17 protein-coding genes are annotated in these 20042 nt (G+C 68.6%); 12 read left to right on the top strand and 5 right to left on the bottom strand.

From position 1 onward, the window contains the following. Window positions 1-101: 101 nt before the first annotated feature. On the top strand, window positions 102-305 hold the full coding sequence (locus ACW170_RS00195; RefSeq protein ID WP_492087709.1) for a hypothetical protein: 204 nt from the start codon (window positions 102-104) through the stop codon (window positions 303-305). Between the two features lie 53 nt (window positions 306-358). Beyond that, entirely contained in the window at window positions 359-1687 is a 1329-nt protein-coding gene (locus ACW170_RS00190) for an Hsp70 family protein (protein ID WP_492087708.1), read from the top strand. Between the two features lie 242 nt (window positions 1688-1929). On the opposite strand, the gene ACW170_RS00185 is transcribed toward ACW170_RS00190, so the two are convergent. The 4 genes from ACW170_RS00185 to ACW170_RS00170 form a co-directional block, all read right to left on the bottom strand. Then, entirely contained in the window at window positions 1930-3624 is a 1695-nt protein-coding gene (locus tag ACW170_RS00185) for a M56 family metallopeptidase (RefSeq protein WP_492087707.1), read from the bottom strand. Next, window positions 3621-3995, bottom strand: coding sequence for a BlaI/MecI/CopY family transcriptional regulator (locus ACW170_RS00180; protein WP_492087706.1), 375 nt, complete (start codon window positions 3993-3995; stop codon window positions 3621-3623). Before ACW170_RS00180 ends, ACW170_RS00185 begins: the two co-directional genes overlap by 4 nt. 289 nt (window positions 3996-4284) lie before the next feature. Then, a complete protein-coding gene (locus ACW170_RS00175) occupies window positions 4285-5322 on the bottom strand; it encodes an oxidoreductase (RefSeq protein ID WP_492087705.1) in 1038 nt (345 codons plus the stop codon). Between the two features lie 7 nt (window positions 5323-5329). Beyond that, window positions 5330-6766, bottom strand: a complete 1437-nt coding sequence (locus ACW170_RS00170; RefSeq protein ID WP_492087704.1) for a helix-turn-helix domain-containing protein — start codon at window positions 6764-6766, stop codon at window positions 5330-5332. Window positions 6767-6897: 131 nt separating this feature from the next. On the opposite strand from ACW170_RS00170, the gene ACW170_RS00165 reads away from it, so the two are divergent. The 10 genes from ACW170_RS00165 (at window position 6898) to tdh (ending at window position 18548) form a co-directional block, all read left to right on the top strand. After that, complete coding sequence (locus ACW170_RS00165; protein ID WP_008259414.1) at window positions 6898-8433, top strand: acyl-CoA carboxylase subunit beta; 1536 nt, start codon at window positions 6898-6900, stop codon at window positions 8431-8433. A gap of 3 nt (window positions 8434-8436) precedes the next feature. Then, complete coding sequence (locus ACW170_RS00160; RefSeq protein ID WP_492087703.1) at window positions 8437-8757, top strand: low molecular weight protein tyrosine phosphatase family protein; 321 nt, start codon at window positions 8437-8439, stop codon at window positions 8755-8757. Between the two features lie 72 nt (window positions 8758-8829). Beyond that, a complete protein-coding gene (locus ACW170_RS00155; protein WP_492087702.1) occupies window positions 8830-10809 on the top strand; it encodes an acetyl-CoA carboxylase biotin carboxylase subunit in 1980 nt (659 codons plus the stop codon). A 211-nt stretch (window positions 10810-11020) separates the two neighbouring features. Next, on the top strand, window positions 11021-12400 hold the full coding sequence (locus ACW170_RS00150) for a methylmalonyl-CoA mutase family protein (RefSeq protein WP_492087701.1): 1380 nt from the start codon (window positions 11021-11023) through the stop codon (window positions 12398-12400). Further along, window positions 12397-14556: a methylmalonyl-CoA mutase gene (gene scpA, locus ACW170_RS00145; protein ID WP_492087700.1), complete on the top strand. Its 2160-nt coding sequence runs from the start codon at window positions 12397-12399 to the stop codon at window positions 14554-14556. Before ACW170_RS00150 ends, scpA begins: the two co-directional genes overlap by 4 nt. Continuing rightward, a complete protein-coding gene (gene mce / locus ACW170_RS00140) occupies window positions 14553-14975 on the top strand; it encodes a methylmalonyl-CoA epimerase (protein WP_492087699.1) in 423 nt (140 codons plus the stop codon). The genes scpA and mce overlap by 4 nt, the downstream gene beginning before the upstream one ends. Window positions 14976-15030: 55 nt before the next feature. Beyond that, window positions 15031-15939, top strand: coding sequence for a DUF4232 domain-containing protein (locus tag ACW170_RS00135; protein WP_492087698.1), 909 nt, complete (start codon window positions 15031-15033; stop codon window positions 15937-15939). A 42-nt stretch (window positions 15940-15981) separates the two neighbouring features. Continuing rightward, complete coding sequence (locus ACW170_RS00130) at window positions 15982-17172, top strand: glycine C-acetyltransferase (protein WP_492087697.1); 1191 nt, start codon at window positions 15982-15984, stop codon at window positions 17170-17172. An 11-nt stretch (window positions 17173-17183) separates the two neighbouring features. Further along, a complete protein-coding gene (locus ACW170_RS00125; protein ID WP_492087696.1) occupies window positions 17184-17471 on the top strand; it encodes a barstar family protein in 288 nt (95 codons plus the stop codon). Between the two features lie 24 nt (window positions 17472-17495). Beyond that, window positions 17496-18548 (top strand): L-threonine 3-dehydrogenase, encoded by a 1053-nt coding sequence (gene tdh / locus ACW170_RS00120; protein ID WP_492087695.1) that lies wholly within the window; start codon window positions 17496-17498, stop codon window positions 18546-18548. A 189-nt stretch (window positions 18549-18737) separates the two neighbouring features. Here the strand turns inward: tdh and ACW170_RS00115 are convergent, their stop codons facing one another. Beyond that, window positions 18738-20015 carry a lytic murein transglycosylase gene (locus ACW170_RS00115; protein ID WP_492087694.1) on the bottom strand — a complete coding sequence of 426 codons (1278 nt, stop codon included), beginning with the start codon at window positions 20013-20015 and terminating at the stop codon, window positions 18738-18740. Window positions 20016-20042 lie beyond the last annotated feature (27 nt).

The raw sequence follows: 20042 nt of genomic DNA, 5'->3' as shown, positions 1-20042 counted from the left end.
CGCCGGCCGTCCACAGATGCTGATCCGGTTAAGCATCTTGCCGGGTTGCGGGACTCGCGCATGAGGCGAATGAAGGGGTCTGTTTCCGATCGGACGTCGACATGGACGACCCCTACATCCTTCCAGACCTGGACGACGGCGGCCGCGCCTTTTGGCGGATCATCGGCTGGGGCGGGGCGCTGATCTTTTCTCTGCTGGTCTGGACGGCGGTGTTCTGGCTGGTCGGGCAGGGCGGGGATCGCCAGCCAGGCTGCGAAAATAGAGCCGCGACCTCCGCCTCCTGTCCGTCGGCGCACGAAGCTTAGTTTCATAATCCACGAGGACACTGTAGGAAGCCCGCCCTTCAAGGAGCCGGGTCATGACCACGCCACAGCCGCTGACGATCGGCATCGACTTCGGCACGACCAATTCGGTGGTCGCGGTGGCGGACCCGACGACCGGCGCCGTCCTGGTGCAGTTCGCGGTCGAGGGGGGCGAAAGCTCGACCTTCCGCTCGGCCCTGAGCTTCCAGTTCCATGCGGCCGAGGGCGAGGGGCGGCCCGAGCGGGTGGTCGAGGCCGGGCCCTGGGCGATCGAGGCCTATGTCGACGACCCGCACGACACCCGGTTCATCCAGTCGTTCAAGACCTTCGCCGCCAGCGCCGCCTTCACCGAGACCCGGATTCACGACCGGCGCTATACGTTCGAGGATCTGCTGGCGGCCTTCCTGCTGAAACTGCGTCAGCACGCGGGGGCGGCCATGGCCGACCTGCCGCCGCGCGTCATCGTGGGGCGGCCGGTGACCTTCGCCGGGGCGCGGCCGGACGAGGCCCTGGCGCTGGAGCGGTATGAGACCGCGTTTAGACGGTTGGGGTTCGAGGATGTGCGCTACGCCTACGAGCCGGTGGGCGCCGCCTTCTATTTTGCGCGGACCCTGAAACAGGACGCCACCGTCCTGGTCGCCGACTTCGGCGGGGGCACCAGCGACTTTTCCATCATCCGCTTCGAACGAACGCCCGACGGGCTGAAGTCCACGCCCCTGGCGCGGTCGGGGGTCGGTGTGGCGGGTGACGCCTTCGACTATCGGATCATCGACAATCTGGTCTCGCCGGAACTGGGCAAGGGCAGTTTCTATGCCAGCGTGGGCAAGACCCTGCCGGTGCCGCAGCGCTATTATTCGGCCTTCGCGCGCTGGGATCAGCTGGCCCTGCTGCGGGCGTCGCGCGACATGCGCGATATCCGGGGCCTGGCCACGACCTCGCTGGAGCCCGAGAAGATCGAGCGGCTGATCGAGGTGCTGGACGACAATCACGGCCACGCCCTGTACCGCGCGGTCTCGACGCTGAAACAGGATCTGTCGGCGGCCGAGGCGGCGGACTTTTCGTTCGTGGCCGGCGATGTTCGGATCGAAAAGCCGGTCACGCGCGCCGAGTTCGAGGCCTGGATCGCGCCCGAGCTGACCGCCATTGAGACGGCGCTGGACGAGGCGCTGGAAGAGGCGATGCGCGTCTCGGGCCTGGCGCCGGAGGGGATCGACCGGGTCTTCCTGACGGGCGGCACCTCGTTGACCCCCGCCGTGCGGACGATGTTCCATCGTCGGTTCGGAACGGAGCGGATCGAGACCGGCGGCGAGTTCGAATCCATCGCCGCCGGCCTGGCCCTGATCGGTCTTCAGCCGGACGTGGAGCGGTGGACGCAGGGGGCGTGAGCCGGCGGATAGAGGGATATGAGCTTTCGTCATTCCGGGCGAAGGGCCGCTTGGCCCGTAGACCCGGAACCCAGCGGCGCCGAAGGCGAAATCTATCCGCCGCACACTGCCTGAAGATCGAGTCCGCGACAGGTTCGCGCTCTCGCGCGCCGCTGGGTTCCGGGTCTCCGCTGCGCTCCGCCCGGAATGACGAAAGGGAAGCGGATCGGGCTTAGAGCGAAACCTGTCGCCGTTCGCCCAGTTCAGTCTGCGCGCCGCGCGTCTTGCGCCAGACGGTCCGCGTCACGGTCCATCTCGTCCGCCTTGGCGGGCAGGCTGGCGGCGACGGCGAGGAGTTCGGCGTCGGTGACGCGGTTGCCGCGCGTGCGGTTCTCGGCGATCTGGCGGGCGCGATAGGCGGGGTCGCGAAGGCGGACGGCCTCCGACCGCAGGTCCTGGGCGCTCTTGCGCATCTGTTCGGCGCCCTGGGCCATCTGGCGGCGGGCGTCCACGCGGGCGCCGGCGGCCTGGAGGCGGGCCTGTTCGCCCATGCGCCGCACCTTTTCGTCTTCGACGCGAGCCTGGGCGGCGTGAGCGCGCGCCTGGGCCCCGGCGAGGCGGGCGAGCTCGGCGCGGACTCGGTCCTGGTCGGCGCCGCGTCGGGCGATCTCGGCCTGGGCGCGGCTTTCATCGGCTCGCGCGCGGGCTTGATCGGCGCCGCGACGGGTCTCGTCAGCGCGTGCGCGGGCCTGATCGGCTTCGGCGCGGATGTCGGCTGCGGCGCGATCCGCTTCCGGGAAGGGGGCGCCCCTGTAGGTGTAGGTGGAGCTTGAGCTGAAAATGGTCGGCGCCGGGGGAGCGGGAGGCGCAGGCGGAGCAGGAGGAGCAGGCGGGGGCGCGACGACCATCGACGGGGGCGTGGGCGGTTCCGGCGGGGCAGGCGGGGGCGGGGGCTCAGGCGCTTCAGGCGGCGGGGGCGGGTTGGCGCAGTCCTGACGGCTCAGCTCCAGAGCGGCCAGGGGCGTGGCGACGGCGGCGAGGGCGGCGACGGTCAGGGCGACGGTCAGCCGGCGACGGCGGGACGGCGTGTTCGACATGATGCAGGCGATCCTTGTCTTCAGGGTGCGGGCGTCGGCGGCCATGGGGCTGGCGGCGCAGGGAATGGAGCGGGGGACGGGATGCGCGGCCAGGCGGACCAGGGCGCGGGCGTAGACCTGACGGTCCACGGTGGTCAGGGCGTCGGCGTCGGCGGCCTCTTCGGAGCGGGCGACCAGGTCGAGGTGCAGGGCCCAGACCAGGGGATTGAACCAGAACAGGGCCAGGCTGAGCCGCGACAGAACCAGGAAGACCCAGTCCTTGCGCCGCAGATGGGCCAGTTCGTGGGCGAGAATGGCGGGGGCGGCCTGGCGTTCGGCCAGGCTGGTCGGATCGACCAGGATGACGCCGGGCGCGGCGCCCCAGCTGAGCGGGCCCGACAGCCGGTCGTTGGCGATCAGGCGCGGCGGCTCGCCTGTGGTCTGGGTGTCCAGCGCGGTGCGCCAGGCAGAGCATTTGACGGCGCGGCCTTCCTGGGTCCAGCGGTCCAGGGTGTGCAGGCCCAGCAGCAGCCGGCCGGCGACCGCCGCCACGCCGATCAGCCAGATCAGGCCGACAATCAGCGCGGGGGTGGGCCAGGGCAGGGCGCCGGAGATCTCGACCCCGGCGACGGGGCCGACCTCGCCCTGCCACATGGGAAGGGTTTGCGGCGTCACGAGGGGCTCGGCGGCGGGCAGCAGGGCCAGTTTCAGCGACGGCAGGACCGCCATGATCACCGGCAGGGCCAGCAGCAGACAGGTCACCCCGCGCAGGATGTCGACCCGGTCGACCGGCCGGCGGGCCAGCAGACGCGAACAGGCCAGGCCGGCGCCGGCGATCAGGCTGGACTTGACCAGCAGGGACAGCAGAAGGGCCCAGGTCACGACTTGCGCTCCACGGATTCGTCGATGATGCGTTCGAGGGCGGCGGCCTCCTGGGGCGTCAGCTTCTGGCCCAGGCCCAGCAGGGCGGTGGCGGCGCTGGCGGCCGAGCCGGCGAAGAAGGTGTCGATCATCCGTTGCAGGGCGCCGGCGGCGACGGCCTCGGTGCGCTGGACCGGGCTGTAGACATAGCCGTCGGGGCCAGGGGCGCGTTCGATCAGACCCTTGGCCTCCAGCCGCGACAGCAGGGTGCGGACGGCGGAGTCGCTGATCGGGTCGGACAGGGCGTTGCGGACGGCGGCGGCGGCGGCGGTCTCGAGCCGACACAGGGTCTCGAAGATCTCGCGTTCGCGGCGGGGCAGGGATTCGATCATGAGGCTGTTCCCGTGGCTGTTGGCGCTACATTTGTAGCGCTACATGCGTAGCGGATTGCGTCGGGAATGAGGCGGCGGGATGAACTCGCGGTAGGATGTGACGCTCTCGCTCACCTCCCCGTTCGCGCAGGCGAACGGGGAGGACAGGCGATCGCGTCAGCGAACGCCAGGAGGGGGCGACCCGGTGTCTGACGCTGGCAGGCGTCATCACCCCTGTCCGAGTCGCCCCCACCTGGTCGCTCGCGCGACCTGTCCTCCCCGCGCGCCTTCGCGCGCGGAGAGGTGAAAGCTAAAGCGAAACCTCGCGCCCTTCGGCCGCGCTGCGCAAGCCCGCATCGATGATCCGCATGACGACCAGGGCCTGATCCGCCGTCACCGGCGGCGGAGCTTCCCCGCGTATGGCGTCGCGCATGGCGGCGTAGAAGGCGGGATAGTCGCCGCGCTCCGGCGTCGGGGGGGTGCGGACGGTCTCGCCGTCGATCTGTTTCGTCAGCACGCCGGGCGACGGGTCCAGGCCCCAGTCGGCGTCGCCGGGACGCAGACCCGCCTTGGACTGGCCCTCCTGGGCGTCGAGGCCGTGCTTGATGAAGCTGCCGCCTGTGCCGTGGACGACGTAGCGGAGGCTGGCCTCGGCGGCGAGGTGGCTCATGTTCAGGATGACGCGCAGCCGGTCGTAGCGCAGCAGGACGTGGGCGTAGTCGATGGCGGTCGCGCCGTGTCGCTGGGCCTGGAGGTCGGCGTAGACGGCCAGGGGCGGGCCGAACAGTTGCACCGCCTGGTCGATCAGGTGCGGGCCCAGGTCGGCCCAGACGCCGCCGTCGCGCTGGTCCTTCCAGCGGTCGGTGACGGTCGGGCGGAAGCGGTCGTAGTGGCTTTCGAATACGGCGACATCGCCCAGTTCGCCCTGGTCGATCAGCCGGCGCAGGGTCAGGAAGTCGGCGTCCCAGCGGCGGTTCTGGAAGACGCTGAAGACGCCGGGCGACGCGGCGGCGACGGCGGCGACGGCTTGGGCCTGCTCAAGCGTGGCGGCGAAGGGCTTGTCCACCACCACCGACTTGCCGGCCTGAAGCGCGGCGATCGACTGTTCGGCGTGCAGGGCGTCGGGGGTGGCGACGACGATCAGGCCGATGTCGTCTCGGGCCAGGGCGGCGTCCAGATCGGGCAGGACTGCGACGTCCGGCAGGTCGGCGTGGACCGCTTCAGGGCGCGACGAGACGACGGCGGTCAGGGTCAGGCCGGGGGTGGCGGCGATCAGGGGGGCGTGGAAGGTCTGGCCCGCCAGGCCGTAGCCGACGACGGCGACGCCGATGGGTGCGTGTGAGGTCATGCCCCGATCAATAGCGGTCCGGGCGGGGGCCATCCAGCACATAGGGCACGACGCCGCGCTCGTTCTCGGGCACGTGAAGAGCGCGGTCGAGGGGCGGGAAGGCGCGCTGGGTGCAGTCGGTGCGCTCGCAGATGCGGCAGCTGACGCCGATCCGGGCGGCGGGGCCGTTCAGGTCCAGACCGGCGGCATAGACCAGAGACCCGGCGTGCTCGACCTCGCACCCCAGGGACAGGGCGTAGCGGCGGTCGTTGGCCAGATAGGAGCCGCTGGGCTTGGACACTGAGCGTGCAATGGAGATGTAGCGCGAGCCGTCGGGCATTTCGGCCAGCTGCACCCCGATCCGGTCGGGCGTCGCGAAGGCTTCGTGGACGTTCCACAGGGGGCAGGCGCCGCCGAAGCGGGCGAACTGGAAGCGAGTCGCGCTGTGGCGTTTGGTGATGTTGCCGGCCATGTCGACGCGGGCGAAATAGAAGGGCACGCCGCGCCAGCCGGGCCGTTGCAGGGTCGAGAGGCGGTGGCAGACCTGTTCGAAACTGACCTGGAACCGAGTGCGCAGGCGGTCGATGTCGTGTTTCTCCGTCCGTGCCGCCTCGAGGAAGGCGCGATAGGGCAACAGAAGCGCGCCGGCGGCGTAGTTGGCCAGGCCGACGCGGGCCACGTCGCGTGCGGCCTGGGTGCGGAAGGCGGCCTGGTCCAGCTCGGTCTCGATCAGGTCGCGAAAGGACAGCAGGGCCAGCTGGTGGGCCAGCTGGAACGACCGGGTGGCGCCGGGCAGCCAGGCGTCGAGGGTCAGGATCCGGCTGGCGGGGTCATAGCGGCGCAGCGCCTCCTGGCCCGCGACATAGACGGTGCGGACGCCATGCCGGTCGGCCAGCAGGGTCTCCAGCGCCCGTTCGATCGGGCGGTCCTGGGGGACCGCCGCCGCCAGGGCCTCGGCCGCCGTGTCCAGGCTGTCGACGTAGTTGTCGCGGTAGTGGAAGAAGTCGCGGACCTCCTCATAGGGCAGCAGGGCGACGCGGGCGCCCAGTTCGTCGCGGCCCAGGGTGTCGTCCAGCGCCTTTACCCGCTCGTCCAGCTGGCGGAAGGCCTGATGCAGGGCCAGGAACTGATGGGCCAGGCGCGGGGTGTTGGCGACGGCCTGTTTCAGCTCGGCCGCGGTCGGGGGCTCGGCCCCGCCGCTGACCGGGCCGGCGATGTCGGTGGTGGCCTCGCGCAGGTCGGCGATCAGGCGGGCGTCGCCCTCAAGGTCGAACAGGCTGGCGTCGATGTGGAAGGCGCGGGTCAGGGCGATCAGGACCCGGGCGGTGGCCGGGCGCTGATTGGTCTCGATCTGCGACAGATAGGAGGGCGACAGGCCTAGCCGCTCGGCGCAGGCCTCCAGCGTCCAGCCGCGCGCCTCGCGCAGCTTGCGCAGTTTCACGCCCAGAAAAAGCTTCTCAGCCATTCGCAACTTTGCTGTTCATAAGGACGTCCTTTGCAAGTCCACGCAGCTCCGCATCTTTTGCAAAGTTGCGTTTGCGTATTTGCGATGAAGCCGCCACTCCTTCCCTCACGAACAAGAGGCGTAAACCCATCATGACTCAAGCCATCCTTGAAGAACTGGAGCGCCGTCGCGCCGCCGCCAAACTGGGCGGTGGGGAAAAGCGTATCGCCGCCCAGCACGCCAAGGGCAAGCTGACGGCGCGCGAACGCATCGACGTTCTGCTGGACGAGGGCTCCTTCGAGGAGACCGACATGTTCGTCGAGCACCGCAGCCACGACTTCGGGATGGAGACGCAACGCATCCCCGGCGACGGGGTGGTGACGGGGCGTGGCACCATCGGCGGGCGGCTGGTCTATGTCTTCTCCAAGGATTTCACGGTGTTCGGCGGGAGCCTGTCGGGGGCGCATGCGGCCAAGATCGTCAAGCTGCAGAAGATGGCCCTGACCACCGGGGCGCCGATCATCGGCCTGTTCGACGCCGGCGGGGCGCGGATCCAGGAGGGGGTCGAGAGCCTGGCCGGATACGCCGACATCTTCCTGCAGAACACCCTGGCCAGCGGCGTCATCCCGCAGATCAGCGTGATCATGGGGCCGTGCGCGGGCGGCGACGTCTATTCGCCCGCCATCACCGACTTCATCTTCATGGTGAAGGACACGAGCTATATGTACGTGACCGGCCCCGATGTGGTGAAGACGGTCACCAACGAGGTCGTCAGCCACGAAGACCTGGGCGGGGCGCGGGTCCATGCGGGCAAGTCGGGCGTGGCGGACGGGGCGTTCGAGAATGATCTGGAGGCGCTGTCTGAGGTGCGCCGCCTGATCGGCTTCCTGCCGCTGTCGAACCGCGAAAAGCCGCCGGTGCGCGAGAGCTATGACGAGCCGGAGCGGGACGAGCCGTCGCTGGACACCCTGATCCCGGCCAATCCGAACCAGCCCTATGACATGAAGGAGCTGATCCTGAAGGTGGTCGACGAGGCCGACTTCTTCGAGATCGGGGCCGACTTCGCCAAGAACATCATCTGCGGCTTCGGACGGCTGGACGGCCAGACGGTCGGGATCGTCGCCAACCAGCCCCAGGTGCTGGCCGGGGTGCTGGACATCGATTCAAGCCGCAAGGCCGCGCGGTTCGTGCGCTTCTGCGACGCCTTCGACATTGCGCTGGTGACCCTGGTGGACGTGCCCGGCTTCATGCCGGGGACCAAGCAGGAATACGGCGCCCTGATCAAACACGGGGCCAAGCTGCTGTTCGCCTATGCCGAGGCGACCGTGCCGAAACTGACCCTGATCACGCGCAAGGCCTATGGCGGCGCCTATGACGTGATGAGTTCGAAACACCTGCGCGGCGACGTCAACTACGCCTGGCCCACCGCCGAGATCGCGGTCATGGGCGCCAAGGGCGCGGTCGAGATCATCTTCCGCAAGGAGGCCGGCGATCCGGCGGCGCTGGCCGCGCGCGAGGCCGAGTACAAGGACCGGTTCGCCAATCCCTTCGTGGCGGCGGGGCTGGGCTATATCGACGACGTCATCATGCCGCACGGGACACGGCGGCGGCTGGTGAAGGCGCTGCGGACGCTGAAGAACAAGGTCCAGGAGAACCCCTGGAAGAAGCACGATAATATTCCGCTTTAGCTGATGAAACACGTCCTCTTCATCTGCTCGCGCAATCGGCTGCGCAGCCCCACAGCTGAACAGGTGTTCGCCAACTGGCCGAACATCGAGGTGGCTTCTGCGGGTCTGGCTCCGGATGCCGAAGAGTTTGTGACGGGGGAGATGGTCGAGGAAGCGGACATCATTTTTGTGATGGAGAAGCAGCACCGGGCGAAGCTGGCTCGACGGTTCAAGCCGCAACTCCGCAAGGCCCGCGTCGTCTGCCTCGATATCCCGGATGATTACGCCTTCATGCAGCCCGAGCTCGTGGCGCTGCTGAAGACGAAGGTTACGCCGTTCCTATGAGCGGATTTCATAATAGCGCCCGATGGGCGCGGCCGGGGCCTTCTGGCTCGGGCGAAGGTTGTAGGGACTGAAATGTTCTCCAAAATCCTCATCGCCAACCGGGGCGAGATCGCGGTTCGGATCATCAAGACCTGCCGCCGCATGGGCATCAAAACCGTGCAGGTCTATTCGGAGGCCGACGCCGGGTCGTTGGCGGTCGAGATGGCCGACGAGGCGGTGCTGATCGGGCCGGCGCCGGCGGCGCAGTCCTATCTGCTGGCGGACAAGATCGTCGAGGCGGTGCGCCAGACGGGGGCGCAGGCCGTGCATCCGGGCTTTGGCTTCCTGAGCGAGAACGCCGGGTTCGCGCGGCGGCTGAGGGACGAGGGGATCGCCTTCATCGGGCCGAACCCCGAGGCCATCGAGGCCATGGGCGACAAGATCAGCTCCAAGAAGCTGGCGGCCGAGGCGGGGGTCTCGACCGTGCCGGGGCATATGGGGCTGATCGAGACGCCGGCCGAGGCGGTGAAGATCGCCAACCAGATCGGCTATCCGATCATGATCAAGGCCAGCGCCGGCGGCGGCGGCAAGGGCATCCGCGTGGCCCATTCGGACGCCGACATGGCCGAGGGGTTCGCGGCGGTGAAGGCCGAGGCGCTGAACGCCTTCGGCGACGACCGGGTCTTCCTGGAGAAGTTCATCATCGACCCGCGCCACATCGAGATCCAGGTGCTGGGCGACAAGCACGGCCATGTGGTCCACCTGTTCGAGCGCGAATGTTCGATCCAGCGCCGCAACCAGAAGGTCATCGAGGAGGCGCCCTCGCCCCTGCTGGACGAGGCCACTCGCGCCGCCATGGGGGCGCAGGCCGTCGCTTTGGCCCAGGCGGTCAACTATGACAGCGCCGGCACGGTCGAGTTCGTGGCCGGTCAGGACAAGAGCTTCTTCTTCCTGGAGATGAACACCCGGTTGCAGGTCGAACATCCGGTGACGGAGCTGATCACCGGGGTCGATCTGGTCGAACAGATGATCCGTTCGGCCTGGGGCGAGGCCCTGGCTTTCGAACAGAAGGACCTGTCGATCAACGGCTGGGCCATCGAGAGCCGCATCTATGCCGAGGATCCCTATCGTGGCTTCCTGCCGTCCATCGGGCGGCTGGTGCGTTATGAGCAGCCGGAAGAAGGCGACCAGGGAGATTACACCGTCCGCAACGATTCCGGCGTCCGAGAGGGCGACGAGATCAGCATGTTCTACGACCCGATGATCGCCAAACTGTGCGCCTGGGGCGAGACGCGCGAGGACGCGGTGACGGGCATGGCCCGGGCGCTGGAGGACACCCACCTGTCGGGCCTGGGGCATAATGTGCCCTTCCTGGCGGCGGTGATGGACCAGGAGCGGTTCAAGTCGGGCAATCTGTCGACCAGCTATATCAAGGACGAATTCCCGGACGGCTTCCACGGCCTGCGCCCGACGCAGGAACAGGAACGGATCCTGATCGCCTCGGCCCTGGCCATGCACGAGGTGATCGCCGAACAGGACGGCGATCCGTCGGACCGGACCGACTGGATCGTGATGATCGACAAGACCCCGCACGGCGTCGGCCTGTCCTATGACGAGGACGAGGAGATGATCCTGACCCTGACGGGCGGGGGCGACATCCGCCTGTCGGACATCGACTGGCGGCCCGGCCTGGCCCAGTTCAAGGCCGAGCTGGACGGCGAGCCCTTCACCGCCGAGGTCAAGCGCGTCGCCGACGGCTTTGATATTCGTCACCGGGCGGCGCGGGCGCGGGTGCGGGTGCTGCGGCCGCATGTCGCCGAACTGTATGCGCGGCTGCCGGAGAAGGCGGTGGCGGATACGTCGAAACTGGTGCTGTCGCCGATGCCCGGGCTGGTGGTGTCGATCCCGGTGGTGGTCGGCCAGGAGGTCAAGACCGGCGAGACGGTGGCGATCATCGAGGCGATGAAGATGCAGAACATCCTGAAGGCTGAGCGCGACGGGGTGGTGAAGGCGGTGGGGGCCAAGGACGGGGATCCGGTGGCGGCGGATGACGTGCTGGTGGAGTTCGGGTGATGCCTGGCCTTCTCTTCTTTCGTCATCCTCCGGCAAGCCGCGCCTTCGCGGCGCAGACCGGGGGACCCAGCGGCGCGCGTGAGCGCGAACCTGTCGCGGATTCGGTCTTCAAACATCGAGCGGCGGATGGATTTCGCCTTCGGCGCCGCTGGGTTCCGGGTCTCCGCTGCGCTTCGCCCGGAATGACGAAAGTGGAAGGGGGGGCGGGCGCATGAGCTTCCCCATCCCCACCCCCCTCGAATGGCGGGAGGCGGCCCAGAAGGCGTTGAAGGATCGGCCGATTGAGTCGCTGATGTCGCTGGACGCCGACCAGTTGGTGACGCGGCCGCTGTACGCCGGGGCGACGGGCGTGCAGCCCATCTTCGCGCCGCGTCCGTCCGACTCCGAAGGCCGGGCCTGGGATCTGCGGACCCTGGTCGAGGGGGACGATCCCGAGGCGGTCAATGACGCCGTCCTGACCGATCTGGAGAACGGGGCGGCCTCGGTGGTGCTGAAGGGCGGGGTGCTGGCGGATTCCGCGCCGTTGGGGCGGGCGCTGGAAGGCGTGGCGCTGGAGCTGGCGCCGGTGGCGCTGGATGCGGGGATCGACGGGCCGGATGCGGCCAATGCCTTGGCGGTCACAGCCAAGGGATCGCCGCGCGCGCAGCTGAGATTCCACATGGACCCGGTCTCGGCCTTCGCCGAGGCGGGCGGGGCGCCGCGTTCGGTGGAAGAGCATCTGAGCCTGGCGGCCAATACGGCGGCGCGGCATGCGGGGGCCTATCCCGACGCGACCTTCTTCATGGCCAGCGGACGCGTGGCGCATGAGGCGGGCGGATCGGCGGCGCAGGAGCTGGCCTTTGCGGCCTCAAGCGTCGTGGCCCATGTGAAGGCGGCCGTGGATGCGGGGATGTCGGTCGATGCGGCCCTGCGCGGCACGGTGGTCGGCCTGTCGGTCGATGCGGAATATTTCGACGCCCTGGCCAAGGTGCGGGCCATGCGGCTGATCTGGGCGGCCTTGACGCGAGCGTTTGAGGTGCAGGCGCCGGCGGTGATCGAGGCGCGGTCGTCGCGGCGGATGCTGGCGGCGCGCGACCCCTGGCCCAATCTGCTGCGGCTGACGGCGGCGGGGTTTGCGGGCGCGGTGGGGGGCGCGGATGTGGTGGTGCTGGAGGGCTTCACCCGCGCGACCGGGCGGTCCGACGCCTTTGCTCGGCGGCAGGCGAGGAATACCCAGCTGGTGCTGATGGAGGAGGCCAACCTGGGCCGGGTCGATGATCCGGCGGCGGGGAGCTGGTATCTGGACGCCCGGACGCGGGATCTGGCCGAGGCCGGCTGGGCCGAGTTCCAGATGATCGAGGCCGAGGGCGGTCTGGTCGAGGCCCTGAAGGGGTCGGTGATCCAGCCCCGCATCGCCCGCGCCCGCGCTCTGCGCGAGGCGGCCCTGGCGAACGGCGGGGCCCAGATCATCGGGGTGACGAAATATGTGGACGCGGACGTGCGGCCGGCGCCGGTCGAGGCGGGCGATGAGGCGGCTGCGGCGGTGGAGCGGGTGTGCGAACCCCTGACGCCGATCCGCTTCGCGGCGGCCTTTGAGGAGGCGGGCCAATGACATTCCCCGACTTCAGCAGGGTCGCCCTGAACCTCGACGCGACCGGACAGGGGCCGACGCGGGATCCGTGGCTGACGCCCGAGGGTCTGACCGTGCCGACCGCATACGGCGCCGAGGCGCTAGAGGGTCTGGATCACCAGGACGGGCTGCCGGGGTTCGCGCCCTTCGTGCGCGGGCCCTATCCGACCATGTATGCGGGCAATCCCTGGACCATCCGCCAGTACGCCGGCTTCTCGACCGCCGAGGAATCCAACGCCTTCTATCGCCGCAATCTGGCGGCGGGGCAGAAGGGGCTGAGCATCGCCTTCGATCTGGCGACGCACCGGGGCTATGACAGCGACCACCCGCGGGTGAAGGGCGATGTCGGCATGGCTGGCGTGGCCATCGACAGCATCTATGACATGCGGACCCTGTTCGACGGGATCCCGCTGGACCAGATGTCGGTGTCGATGACGATGAACGGGGCGGTTCTGCCGATCCTGGCCCTCTATGTCGTCGCGGCGGAAGAACAGGGCGTGCCGCATGCGGCCCTGACCGGGACTATTCAGAACGATATTCTGAAGGAGTTCATGGTTCGCAACACCTACATCTATCCGCCCGAGCCCTCGATGCGGATCATCGCCGACATCTTCGCCTGGACGGCGCAGGAGACGCCGAAGTTCAACTCGATCTCGATCAGCGGCTATCACATGCAGGAGGCGGGGGCCTCGGCGGATATCGAGCTGGCCTATACGCTGGCGGACGGGATCGAATATCTGCGGGCGGGCGTCGCGGCGGGGATGCCGATCGACCGGTTCGCGCCGCGGCTGAGCTTCTTCTGGGCCATCGGCATGAACTATTTCATGGAGGTGGCCAAGATGCGGGCGGGCCGCCTACTGTGGGCCGAGGCGGTGCGGAAAGAGGGCGGGGTCGATCCGAAGTCGTTGAGTCTGCGCGCCCACTGTCAGACCTCGGGTTGGAGCCTGGCGGCGCAGGACGTGTTCAACAATGTGCCCCGCACCATGGTCGAGGCCATGGCGGCGGCGGGCGGGCAGACGCAGAGCCTGCACACCAATGCCCTGGACGAGGCCCTGGCGCTGCCGACCGACTTCTCGGCCCGGATCGCGCGCAACACCCAGATCCTGTTGCAGTCGGAGACGGGGCTGACCCGCGTGATCGATCCGTGGGGCGGCAGCTTCTATGTCGAGCGGCTGACGCACGAACTGGCCGAACGGGCGCGGGCCCATATGGCCGAGGTCGAGGCCCTGGGCGGCATGGCCAAGGCCATCGAGGCCGGGATTCCCAAGCTGAGGATCGAGGAATCCGCCGCCAAGACCCAGGCCCGGATCGACACCGGCCAGCAGACGGTGGTGGGGGTGAACAAATATTTGAACCCCGTCGTCGACGATATTCCGATGCTGAAGGTCGACAACGCGGCGGTGCTGGCCGCCCAGATCGACAAGCTGAAACGGCTGAGGGCCGAGCGGGACCAGACGGCGACCGATGCGGCGCTGGAGGCCCTGACCAACGGGGCGCGGGGCACCGCCAATCTGCTGGAGCTGGCGGTGCAGGCGGCGCGGGCCAAGGCGACGGTGGGGGAGATCTCCGACGCGCTGGAGGCCGCCTTTGGGCGCCATGTGGCGACGGTGCAGACCGTGTCGGGCGTCTACGCCAAGGAGGCGGGGGCCGATCCCCGCTTCGCCCGCGCCCGCGAGATGGTGGCGACCTTTGTCGAGAATGACGGCGGGCCGCCGCGCATCCTGATCGCCAAACTGGGCCAGGACGGCCACGACCGGGGCCAGAAGGTGGTCGCCACCGGATACGGCGACCTGGGCTTCGATGTCACCGCCGGCGCCCTGTTCCAGACACCGTCCGAGGCTGCGCGCGATGCGGTGGACAAGGGGGTCCATGCGGTGGGCGCTTCGTCCCTGGCGGCGGGGCATTTAACGTTGGTTCCCGAACTGAAGGCCGAGCTGGAGAAGCTGGGGCGGCCGGACATCATGATCGTGGTCGGGGGCGTCATTCCGCCGTCCGACGTCCAGCCCCTGCTCGATATGGGGGCCGCCGCCGTCTATCTGCCCGGCTCGGCCATCGCCGATACGGCGGTGGACCTGATCGAGAAGCTGAACCAGCGGCTGGGTTACGCCCAGCCCGCGCCTGCAAAGGACAAGTCATGATCGGCGCCTTGAACCATGTCGGGGTCGCCACGCCCTCCATCGCGGACTCGATCAAACTGTATCGGGATGCGCTCGGCGCCACCAAGATCGGCGAGCCCTTCGACCTGCCCGCGCAAGGCGTGAAGGTCTGTTTCATCGACACCCCGACGGCCCAGATCGAGCTGATCGAACCCTATGACGAGACCAGCCCCATCGTCGGCTTCCTGGCCAAGAACCCCAAGGGCGGCCAGCACCACGTCTGTTTCGAGGTCGCCGACATCCACGCCGCCGTCGCCGAGATGCGGGCCAAGGGGGTGACGATCCTGGGCACGGGCGAGCCGCGCATCGGGGCGCACGGGACGCCGGTCGTCTTCCTGCACCCGCGCGACATGGGCGGGGTGCTGATCGAGCTGATGGAGACGCCGAAAGGCGCGCACTGATCGCTGGAGCTTTTCGCCAGCTTCGCCGTTAAGTTTGCCAACGGAAGACCTGACCATGATGCGCCGCCTGACCGCCTTCGTCGTCCTCGCCGCCCTGACCGGGGTCTCCGCCTGTCAGCAGGCCGAGCCGGAGCAGCCCACCGCTCCGGTCGAGCACCAGCCGGCGCCTGCGTCCACTGCTCCGGCTGTCGGCTACGCCTGCGAGAGCGGGGCGATGGTCGAGGCGCGGTATCCCGACACGGCGACGGCGCAGCTGGCCTACAAGGGGCAGACCTATGACCTGCGCTCGGTCCAGGCGGCCAGCGGCGCTCGCTATGTCGGCTCGGGCGTCGAATGGTGGACTGCGCCGCGCGACGGTCAGGAGAAGGCGACCCTGAGCCGGCTCGGCCCCAACGAAGAGGTCGGGGTGGCGGTGCTGGAGCAATGCGCGCGGCCGGTGGCGACCGCCGTCGCACCAGTTCCGCAAGCCTTGCCGGAAGAGACAATCACGCCGGCGCCGGGCGGCGTCCTGCCTGCATCCACGCCGTGCAAGGGGCCGCAGCTGAAGCTGGCGGCCGAGGGCGGCGACGCAGGCGCGGGCAACCGGGTGCGCAACTTCAGCCTCCAGAACCTCAGCGCCCAGGCCTGCAGCCTGACGGGCTATCCGGGCGTCACCCTGCTGGACGCGCAGGGGCGGCCCCTGACCTCGATCCGCGCCGACCAGAGCCCCGGCAGCTATTTCCGTCAGGGGCAGGCGCCGACGCCGGTGGAGCTGGCGCCCCGGGCCAAGGCCTATTTCGAGGCGGCGTGGAGCGTCGTGCCGGACGAGACGATGCAGAAGACCTGTCCGAGCGTGGCCACCCTGCGGGTCACGGCGCCGAACGACACGGCGGTGGTCAGCCTGGCCTTCGCCTTCCAGCCCTGCGGCGGCAAGGTCCGCGTCAGCCCGATCCGGGCCGAGGCCGATCCCGAGATGGCGACCTAAGACGGGTGGAATCCCGGTCGAAATCGGCGTAGGTCGCGGCTCATGACCCAGAGCTTCTACGACCGCGTCGCCGGCGAACTGACCGAGATCGACGCCCAGGGCCTGACTAAGCCCGAACGGATCATCGCCTCGCGTCAGGGACCGGTGATTCAGGTGGCCGGCCGCGATGTGCTGAACTTCTGCGCCAACAACTATCTGGGCCTGGCGGGCGACGAACGCGTGACTCAGGCGGGGATCGCGGCGCAGCAGAAGTGGGGCGCGGGCACGGCCTCGGTTCGTTTCATCTGCGGCACCCTGGAGATCCACAAGGAGCTTGAGGCCGCCATCGCCGGCTATCTCGGTTTCGAGGACGCCATCCTGTTCGCCGCCGCCTTCGACGCCAACGGCGGCCTGTTCGAACCCCTGCTGGGCGAGAACGACGCCATCGTGTCGGACAGTTTGAACCACGCCTCGATCATCGACGGGGTGCGGCTGTGCAAGGCCAAACGCTATCGCTTCGCCAACTCGGACATGGATGAGCTGGAGGCCCGGCTGAAGGAGGCCCGTGCGGCCGGCGCCCGCGACATCATCATCGCCACCGACGGTGCCTTCTCGATGGACGGCTATATCGCCAAGCTGGATGAGATCCGGGCGCTGGCCGACAAGTATGACGCCCTGATCATGGTCGACGACTGTCACGCCACCGGCTTCCTGGGCCCGCAAGGCAAGGGATCCTTCGCCCATCACGGGGTCGAGGTGGATTTCGTCACCGGCACCTTCGGCAAGGCCCTGGGCGGCGCCATGGGCGGCTTCATCTGCGCGAAGAAGTCGGTGGTCGAACTGCTGAAACAGCGGGCGCGGCCCTATCTGTTCTCCAACGCCCTGGCGCCGGCGGTGTGCGGGTCGTCGCTGGAGGCGATCCGTATCGCCCAAGGGTCGGAGGGGGATGCGTTGCGCACCCGTCTGTCGGCCAATGCTCACCGCTATCGCAACGCCATGGCCGATGCGGGTTTCACCCTGCTGGACGGCGAGCATCCGATCATCCCGGTCATGCTGGGCGACGCCAAACTGGCGCAGGATTTCGCGGCGCGGGCGCTGGAGCTGGGCGTCTATGTGATCGGGTTTTCGTTCCCGGTCGTGCCGCGGGGCCAGGCCCGCATCCGCACCCAGATGTCGGCGGCGCATTCGTTCGAGCAGATCGACCGGACGGTTGCGGCGTTTACGCAGGCGGGGCGGGAGCTGGGGGTTATCTGACCCCCCAAATCATGGTGGAAGCGCACATAGATGGGCTGGCTATCAGGACTGTCGAGGACTTCTACGAAGCGTTCGCGCAGATCGAATGCGTGCCCCAATCGTTCGGCCGAAATCTTGATGCGCTTTGGGACACGGTGACGGGCTTGCTGGATGGTCCGGTCACGCTGAACTGGTTCAACGCCGATGCTTCTGCGGAGGCGATGGGCGATGATTTTGAGAATTTGGTCGGCCTGCTACGTGACGCGGAGCGGGAGACAGCTGCCAAGTTTACGCTGCATCTGATGGGCGCGGCGAATTGAACACTGCTTGAGGGAGACGCCATCATGGCCGAAACAATGAAAGCCCTGGCCAAGACCGCGCCGGGCGTCGGTCTGGAATTGATCGACGCGCCGATCCCCGAGGCGGGACCGGAGGATGTGCTGATCCGGGTGCACCGCACCGCCGTCTGCGGCACCGACATCCACATCTGGAACTGGGACGAGTGGTCCCAGAAGAATGTCCCGACCCCGATGATCACCGGCCACGAGTTCGCCGGCGAGATCGTCGCCGTCGGCAAGGACGTGGATCGCCCGCTGAAGATCGGCCAGCGCGTCTCGGCCGAGGGGCATGTCATCGACCTGAACTCCGAAGCGGCGCGGGCCGGCCATTTCCACCTGGATCCCAAGACGCGCGGCATCGGCGTCAACCGCCAGGGCGCCTTCGCCGAGTTCGTGGTGGCGCCGGCCTTCAACGTCATCGAGCTGCCGGACGACGTGCCCTATGAGATCGGCTCGATCCTGGACCCGTTCGGGAACGCCGTGCACACGGCGCAGCAGTTCGACCTGCTGGGCGAGGACGTCCTGGTGACCGGCGCCGGCCCCATCGGCATGATGGCCGCCGCCGTGGCCCGTCACGCGGGCGCGCGCACCGTGGTCCTGACCGACATCAACGACTTCCGGCTGGAGCTGGCGCAGAAGGTGGCGCCGGGCGTGCGCACCGTGAACACGACCAAGGAAGACATCCACGACGTCATGAAGGAGCTGGGCCTGAAGGTCGGTTTCGATGTGGCGCTGGAGATGTCGGGCTCGCCCATCGCCTTCAAACAGTGCGTCGACACCCTGATCATGGGCGGGGGCATGGCCATGCTGGGGATCCCCGGCAAGCCGATGGAGACCGACTGGGGCGCGATCATCCTGAAGGCCCTGACGATCAAGGGCGTGTACGGCCGCGAGATGTTCACGACTTGGCGCAAGATGCTGGGCCTGCTGAAGGCCGGTCTGGACCTGACGCCGCTTATCACCCACCGGCTGGACTATGCCGACTATCGCGAAGGCTTCGAGGCGATGAAGTCGGGCCAGTCGGGCAAGGTGGTGCTGAACTGGGACAAGGCGGCCTGAGGGGATTTCACCTCCCCGTTCGCGAAGCGAACGGGGAGGACCGGTCGCGCAGCGACCAGGAGGGGGCACCTCCGACAGTGGTGATGACCGGGCCGGCTTCAGACACCGAGTCGCCCCCTCCTGGCGCTCGCTGACGCGATCGCCTGTCCTCCCCGCGCGCCTTCGCGCGCGGGGAGGTGAGCCGAAGCCTCAGTTCGTCTTGCGGATCAGTTCGTCGGCCAGGGCGGCGGTCAGATAGCCGTCGGCGATGCGGCCGTTGGCCTGTTGCCAGCGGCGCAGGGCCGTGCGGGTGTTTGTGCCGATCACCCCGTCAATCCCTTGAGTGTCATAGCCCAGACGCGTCAGGGCGGCCTGGGCGCCGATCCGCTGTTCGCGCGACATGGAGGCGTCGTTCGGCCAGGCCTTGGTCAGGGCGGGCTTGCCCATGATGCCGTCCGCCGTCAGGCCGATGGCCAGGGCGTAGGAGACCGAGTTGTTGTAACGCCTGATCACATAATGGTTCGGCAGGGCCAGGAAGGCCGGGCCGTTGGCGCCCTGGGGCAGGAGGATGGTCGCGTCCTCGACCGCCTCGGCGCCGGTCGGCGTGCCGCCCTGGGCCAGGCGCACGCCCTTGGCCGCCCAATAGGCCCAGTTGTGCTTGGGCCCTTCGGCTTCGGCATAGTTGAAGCCGAAGGGCAGGATGACTTCGTAGCCCCAGCCCTGGCCGCGCTTCCAGCCGGCCTGGGCCAGCAGATTGGCGGCGGAGGCCAAGGCGTCGGCGTCGTCGGCCCAGATGTCGACCTTGCCGTCGCCGTCCTGATCGACGCCCAGGCGCAGATAGTTGTCGGGCATGAACTGGGTCTGGCCCATGGCCCCGGCCCAGCTGCCCTTCAGGCCCGCGCGTTCGCGGCGGCCGTCGACGACGATATCCAGCGCGTCCTTCAGCTGGGCTTCGGCCCAGTCGCGGCGGCGTCCGTCATAGGCCAGGGTCGCCAGCGAGCGGATAACGTCATAGTCGCCCTGGACCTGACCGAAGGCGCTTTCCTGGGCCCAGACGCCGACCAGGATTTCCGACGGCACGCCGAATTTCTGAACCACCGGCCACGGCACGCGGTCGATCCGCTGCTTGGCCTGGGCGATTCGCGAGGCGGTCACGGCGTTCTGGACATAGGCGCCGGCCGGCTTGGAGAATTCGGGCTGGTTGCGGTCCAGCCGCACGACCGAGGGGTCGGGGGTCAGTCCCGCCAGTTCGCGTTCATAGTCGGCGCGCCGGGCGCCGCCCTTGCGCGCCAGGAAACCCTGTTTCCAACCCTCGAACCCCTGCTGGTCATAGGCGGCCAAGGGCGGCGCCTGAGGCGTCGGGGCCGGGACGACCACCGGCGGGGCGGGGGCGGGCTGCGGCGTCGGCAGGCTGACGGGCGGTTCCGGCAACATCGGCGCACAGGCGGCGACTGAGACAATCAGGAGCAGGCGATAGGAAAAGCGCATGAGATTCAGACTACAGCCCCCGAGCCC

The organism is Brevundimonas sp. FV2ps16, assembly GCF_058681075.1.
The sequence above is the reverse complement of the archived record's forward strand: the minus strand, read 5'-3'. Positions and strand labels throughout refer to the sequence as shown.